The organism is Clostridium sp. LXY-7, assembly GCF_056172015.1.
This window is the reverse complement of sequence record NZ_JBLLJL010000005.1, coordinates 494,310-500,774: the sequence shown is the minus strand read 5'-3', so window position 1 is coordinate 500,774 and position 6,465 is coordinate 494,310. Positions and strand designations below refer to the sequence as shown.

4 protein-coding genes are annotated in these 6,465 nt (G+C 28.2%); all 4 read left to right on the top strand.

What is annotated here, in order from left to right:
• Positions 1-118: 118 nt before the first annotated feature.
• The 4 genes from ACI48Q_RS18710 to ACI48Q_RS18695 all read left to right on the top strand — a co-directional run bounded on the left by ACI48Q_RS18710 (position 119) and on the right by ACI48Q_RS18695 (position 6,410).
• Positions 119-1,108, top strand: a complete 990-nt coding sequence (locus ACI48Q_RS18710) for a lipoate--protein ligase (RefSeq protein ID WP_474920644.1) — start codon at positions 119-121, stop codon at positions 1,106-1,108.
• A 390-nt stretch (positions 1,109-1,498) separates the two neighbouring features.
• Positions 1,499-3,598, top strand: coding sequence for a sensor domain-containing diguanylate cyclase (locus ACI48Q_RS18705; RefSeq protein WP_474920643.1), 2,100 nt, complete (start codon positions 1,499-1,501; stop codon positions 3,596-3,598).
• 220 nt (positions 3,599-3,818) lie between these two features.
• A complete protein-coding gene (locus ACI48Q_RS18700) occupies positions 3,819-5,225 on the top strand; it encodes an MBOAT family O-acyltransferase (RefSeq protein WP_474920642.1) in 1,407 nt (468 codons plus the stop codon).
• Between the two features lie 69 nt (positions 5,226-5,294).
• Complete coding sequence (locus ACI48Q_RS18695; RefSeq protein WP_474920641.1) at positions 5,295-6,410, top strand: DHHW family protein; 1,116 nt, start codon at positions 5,295-5,297, stop codon at positions 6,408-6,410.
• The last annotated feature ends 55 nt before the right edge of the window (positions 6,411-6,465 follow it).

Sequence of the window (6,465 nt, the reverse complement as noted above, 5' to 3'; positions counted from 1 at the left end):
TCAATGGAAAATTCACATTATTATAAATATTAATAATTAAATAAATATTTATAATATAATAAATATTTATTTAATTGCTAATATTTGATAATATCATTATAGGATGGAGGGATAAAACATGTTATTAATTGATGTTAAAAATACTAATCCATACTTTAATTTAGCCATGGAAGAATACTTTCTAAAAAATTTTAGTGAAGATATTTTTATATTGTGGAGAAATGAGCCAGCAATAATAGTTGGCAAAAATCAAAATACCATTTCAGAAATAAATATAGATTATGTAAAGGAAAATTCAATTCCCGTAGTGAGAAGACTCACAGGTGGGGGAGCAGTTTTTCATGATTTAGGCAATATAAATTTTACTTTTATTTCTGTTAATGATAATGGAAGCTTTAATAACTTTAGAAAATTTACCCAGCCAATCATTGATGTATTAAGAACTTTAAAGGTTAATGCAGAATTTTCGGGAAGAAATGATTTGACTATTAATGGGAAAAAATTCTCAGGTAATGCTCAATGTAATTATAAAAATAGTGTTATGCATCATGGAACTCTGCTATTTTCTTCAGAAATTAAAGATTTATCAGCTGCCTTAAAGATAAAGCCTATGAAAATTCAAGATAAAGGAGTAAAATCAACCGCTAGTCGTGTTACAAACATAAGTGAATATTTGATAGAGTCTATTTCTGTACTTGAATTCAAAGATATGATTATGAAATATATCTCAGAATTAAACCAAGATAATATATCATATGAGCTAACGGAGAAGGATATGCATGAAATAAATAAATTAGTTGAAGATAAATATAGTACTTGGCAATGGAATTTTGGAAATTCACCTAAGTATGAACTTTTAAATGAAATTAAATACCCTGGTGGACATGTTGAATTTAATATCAACGTGGAAAAAGGTGTAATAAAAGATATAAAAATATTTGGTGATTTTTTTGGAAAATGTGACATAGAGGATATTGAAAAAAATCTAATTGGAATAAAGCATAAATCAGATGATATAAGAGAAATATTAGGAGGATTTGATATACAAGATTATTTCCTAGGAGCATCCGTTGATGAATTAACTAAGGGCATCATGGGTGAAAGTTAAACAATATTCAGCTTGGATATCTATATAAATTAATACTTATTTTAAATCATAACTAAGTTTAGTTAGCGAGACCTTTAATACAATGGGTATTCATTGTATTAAAGGTCTTATTTTATATATTATTAGGATGAAAATTAAGATATAGAAAACCCTATTAACAATTTATACTAAAAATTAAATAATTTATCATAAATTGTGGATAATATATTACGAATGAGGTAAAATTGTGGATAAATAAAAGAATATATTTAAAGATAGGACCGAAGATAAGACAGTATTTAGACAGTTATATGTAGTATATAATTGTTTTATATCACAATAAAAATAAGTACATTCTTAAGACACTACGTAATACTATAGTGCTTGAGTTGAATTTTAGGGGGTAAGAGTATGAGTAAAATAGATGAGTTATATGAACATTTTGAAAACTTAAAGAAAGATGAAGAATATATCAATTTTTTTAACTCTTTTGCCCATGAAAATCTACGTTCTAATCCTGAATATATGAAAGAAACCTTAGAAAAAGTTGTAGAGATATCTAAGGAATGTAATTATAGAATGGCCTATGCTTATGGAATGCTTTATATAGGTTGGTATTACCATGATAGATCAGATTATAATAATGCATTAGAATATCATATGGAGACAAATGCTATTTTCAATGAAATTCAATGTATTGACGGAATTATACTTAGTTATAATGCTCTGTTAGCAGATTACACCAAAATAGGATATTTAGACTTAGCTATAGAGAGTGGAATAAAGGGCATTGAGATAGCAGAAAAATATAATAAGAGGGAAGGCTTTATGAGCATATCTATTAACACCATGGTGTCATATATGGAATGTGGATATTATGAAGAAGCCTTAAAGTTATCCCAAACTTTAAATAATTTACCTTACGAAATAAATGTTTACGCTAAGCTTGTAATATACACTACTATGGCAGAGATTTATTTAAAAAATGGAGATATTGAGATAGCGGAGAATAACAGTAAACTTGCTTACGAATTAGCTGAGCAGACTGATAGTAACTTACATAGAGCTGAAGTGTTAATAATAATAGGTCAAATACATTTCGAAAAAGAACAACATGAAGAAGCAAAAAAGTGTTTTGAAAGAGCTATGGAAATTTCAGTGAAAATTAGAGATATAAGTACCATTATTAAATTGCTAATAAGTTGGGGTAAGTGCCACGGAAAGATAGGAAATTATGAAAGTGGTGAAAAAAAATTAAAGGAAGCATTAAAATATGCAGAGGAAAGCAATTCTCAAATATCATTAAGAGATATTTATCTTGAATTGAGCATTATTTATAAATGTGATAAAAGATTTGAAGAAGCATATAATGCTCAGGAAAAATATATTAAGGTGAAGGAAAAAACCTTTAGTAATGGAAGTAAGTATTGGTTTAAGGAGTTAAAAAGTAGAAATATAGTACAACAAGCTATTGTTTATAAGGAATTATATAGTCAAATTGATGTTATCTCTAAAATAGGAAAGAAGTTAACTTCAGATTTAAGAATGGAAAATATTCTTAGAACTATTCATGATGAGATAAACAAGCTAGTTAATGCAGAAGTAGTAGGTATAGCACTATATGATGAGATTGAAGAGGGCTTAGACTATAAACTGTTTGTAGATAAGGGGGAAAGGGTTGAATTAGGAACTATAAAAATCAACGAAGATTCAAGCTTTGGAGTATATTGCTTTAATAACAAAGAGTTTATAAGAATAAATGATGCATCTACAGAATATAAGCAGTACTTACAGAAGATAAGGACTGGAAGAAACAGAGATAAGTCAGAGTCAAGTCAATCTTTAATTTTTTCTCCTCTAATTGTTGAGGAAAGATGTATAGGCATATTCACAGTGCAGTGTTATGAGAAAAATGCCTATAATATAAATGATTTAAATACTGTAAAAACCTTATCATCTTATATAGCTATAGCTATTGAGAATGCTTTACTATTTGATGAAGTAGAGTATATGGCTACTCATGATAATTTAACAGGACTTTTAAGCCGTACAGAGATATTAAAAATAGGAGAGGAAAAATTCCAAGGATTAAAGCTAGGAGATAATCTATCTATACTAATTATGGATATTGATTATTTTAAAAGAATTAATGATACTTATGGACATGGTACTGGTGATTATATATTAAAAGAGATTGCAAATAATATTAAGCTATCTGTAAGAAAACATGATTTAATAGCAAGATATGGAGGCGAAGAGTTCCTAATTATTCTACCTAATACGTCTAAAAAAGAGGCTTATAATATTGCAGAAAGGATAAGAAAAAAAATTGATGAGTGCAAATATGATTATCACAAGGCAAAATGCATTAAAATAACCTCAAGCTTAGGAGTTTATAAATTTGATGATAGAGTTAATTCTTTTTATGAAGGAATTAATCTTGCAGACATTGCGTTATATAAAGCAAAAGATTATGGAAGAAACATAACTATTTGTTATAAGGAAAAATAAAATATCTAATGTAAAATAAATAGGATCTATGAGCTGCAACATTACTATTATGTGGATGATTTACATAATAGTAATGTTGCAGTTTTTTATATTATGCTAAAATAGTGCCGTTTTGAAAAATAAGTCGTATATTTTACAGGAAGCTAAATATATGAAAATTTATTCTTTTAGATAAATCACATATAGATTTATTTAAACTTTACGATGGGAGATGAGACTTATGGTATTTAGCAGTATTACTTTTCTTTATTTCTTTTTACCGGCACTAATTATTATTTATTATATTGTGCCTAAAAAGCTGAAGAATTTAGTTATGCTTATTGGAAGCTTAACATTTTATGCTTGGGGTGAGGTTAGATATATTTTCATAATGCTAGTATTGTCCTTGGTAGATTATATTTGTGGAAGGAATATAGATAAGTATCTAGATAATGCAAAAAAGAGAAAGTTATTTATGCTTATTGATGTAGGAGTAAACCTACTGGTGTTATTTTTCTTTAAATATGGTGATTTTTTTATAGTTAATATTAATTCTATGTTAGGAGTGAATATTCCAATCTTAGACATGCCATTACCTATAGGTGTTTCTTTCAATACCTTTCAATCTATTTCTTATATTATAGATGTGTATAGAGGAACCACTACCTGTGAAAAAAGCTATTATAATTATTTAACCTATACAACCCTGTTCCCGCAAATAATAGCAGGGCCCATTGTCAGGTATGTAACTGTGGAGGAAGATTTAGATGAGAGGGAAATAAAGGTAGATAATTTTTCACAGGGATTAAGGAGATTTATTTTAGGGCTAGGTAAGAAGGTCTTAATAGCAAATAATCTAGGGGCCTTGTGGAATTCAATTTATATAGGAACTATAACGGATATGAGTGTATTGCTTTACTGGATAGGAATAGTAAGCTTTGGCTTTCAAATATATTTTGATTTTAGTGGATATTCAGATATGGCTATAGGAATTGCAAAATTATTTGGGTTAACTTTTGATGAAAACTTTAATTATCCATATATAGCTAAAAATATTACAGAATTTTGGAGAAGATGGCATATAACCTTAAGTTCTTGGTTTAGAGATTATGTGTATATACCATTAGGAGGCAATAGGGTTAGCCGGGGGAAATTAATTAGAAATTTACTTATAGTTTGGACGCTAACAGGATTCTGGCATGGAGCATCATGGAATTTTATGCTTTGGGGATTCTATTTTGCAATTATATTAATACTGGAAAAATTTGTTTTATTGAGGTGTTTACATAAAACTCCAAGAATATTTCAACATATATATACTATAGTATTACTTATCATAAGCTGGGTGATATTTTCATTTGAGGATTTAGAAGTGATGAGAGAATATTTTAGTGGAATGTTTGGATTAAATGGAGTGAGTTTTTTTAATGATCTAACTCTATATTATATTACTAGTTATTTTATTATGTTTATATTAGCGGGAATTTTTTCAACTCCTATATTTAAAGGGGTATTATATAGGTTGGAGCACAGTAGTAGAAAAGTTACCATGTTTTTTGCAGCCATGATATATGTGTTTATATTTTTAGCCTCCACTGCTTACTTAGTTAATAGTACCTATAATCCATTTTTATATTTTAGATTTTAGAAAGTTCTTAAAAGTAATCATTGGCTAATTAATTATTTTATTTCACATGTATTAAGGAGGAATTTGCATATGGACAAAACATTTTTTAAGATAATTATGGGGGTGTGGGGAGGAATAATAGTACTAAATATCTTAACACCTAAGAATTCATTTTCACCCCTAGAAAATAGATTTCTAGCAAAGTTACCAGCATTTAGTGTAGAAGCTTTAGTAGATGGCAGCTTCATGCAGAAAATGGATGATTGGATTAATGACCATTTTGTGGCAAGGGATATATGGGTGGCTGTAAAGAGTGATATGGAAAAAGGTATAGGGAAGAAAGATAATAATGGAGTATTTTTCAGTGAGGATAGGCTAATAGAGGATATAAAACAACCAGATATGGAAATAGTTGATGCAAATATCCAAGGTATAAAGAAGTTTGTTGAGTCTAATAAAATTCCATCCTACTTAATGTTAGTGCCTTCTACTAGTGGAGTATTAACTCATAAACTACCCAAATATGCACCGACTTGGAATCAAGAAGAGTTTATTAGTGAGGTAAATAAAAGGTTAGAAGGAATAGTTACGCCTATTCCTATATATGATACTTTATATGAAAATAGGGATAAAAATATTTATTATAGAACTGATCATCATTGGACAACAGATGGAGCATATCTAGGTTACAAAGAAGTAGAAAAAATAATGGATTTGAAACCAAAGGATATTTCAGAATTTAAAATAGAGGAAAAACCCAATAGCTTTTATGGGACTCTATACTCTAAAGCAGCATATACACATATAACTCCAGATGTAATAAAAACCTATAATCTTAGAGAAATAGAGAAGTTTACAGTAATAGGTTCTGAAGGAGAGAAGGAATATGATTCTATGTATTTTGATAAGTATTTAAATGAGAAAGATAAGTATTCCTACTTTTTAGGAAGTAATGAGGCCTTAGTAAAGATTAAAACTAATAGTACTACAGGAAAGAAACTCTTAATGTTTAAGGATTCTTATTCCCATTGCTTTGCACCTTTTTTAACTGAGGATTACTCGGAGATAACCTTAGTAGATTTAAGATATATAAACATGAATATAGATGATTTAGTTAATATAGAGGAATATAATCAAGTCTTATTTCTATATAGCATAGATGTATTTTCACATCAGAAAAATCCTTCGAAACTAAAGTTTTTTTAATGGTAATTAGAATGGGATATTTATATAGTAACAGTACAATATTAGTTAGTAGAAA

Bases quoted from the DNA above. Each gene is read 5' to 3' on its own strand.
- ACI48Q_RS18710 (WP_474920644.1), top strand. From the start codon at position 119: ATGTTATTAATTGATGTTAAAAATACTAATCCATACTTTAATTTAGCC.
- ACI48Q_RS18705 (WP_474920643.1), top strand. From the start codon at position 1,499: ATGAGTAAAATAGATGAGTTATATGAACATTTTGAAAACTTAAAGAAA.
- ACI48Q_RS18700 (WP_474920642.1), top strand. From the start codon at position 3,819: ATGGTATTTAGCAGTATTACTTTTCTTTATTTCTTTTTACCGGCACTA.
- ACI48Q_RS18695 (WP_474920641.1), top strand. From the start codon at position 5,295: ATGGACAAAACATTTTTTAAGATAATTATGGGGGTGTGGGGAGGAATA.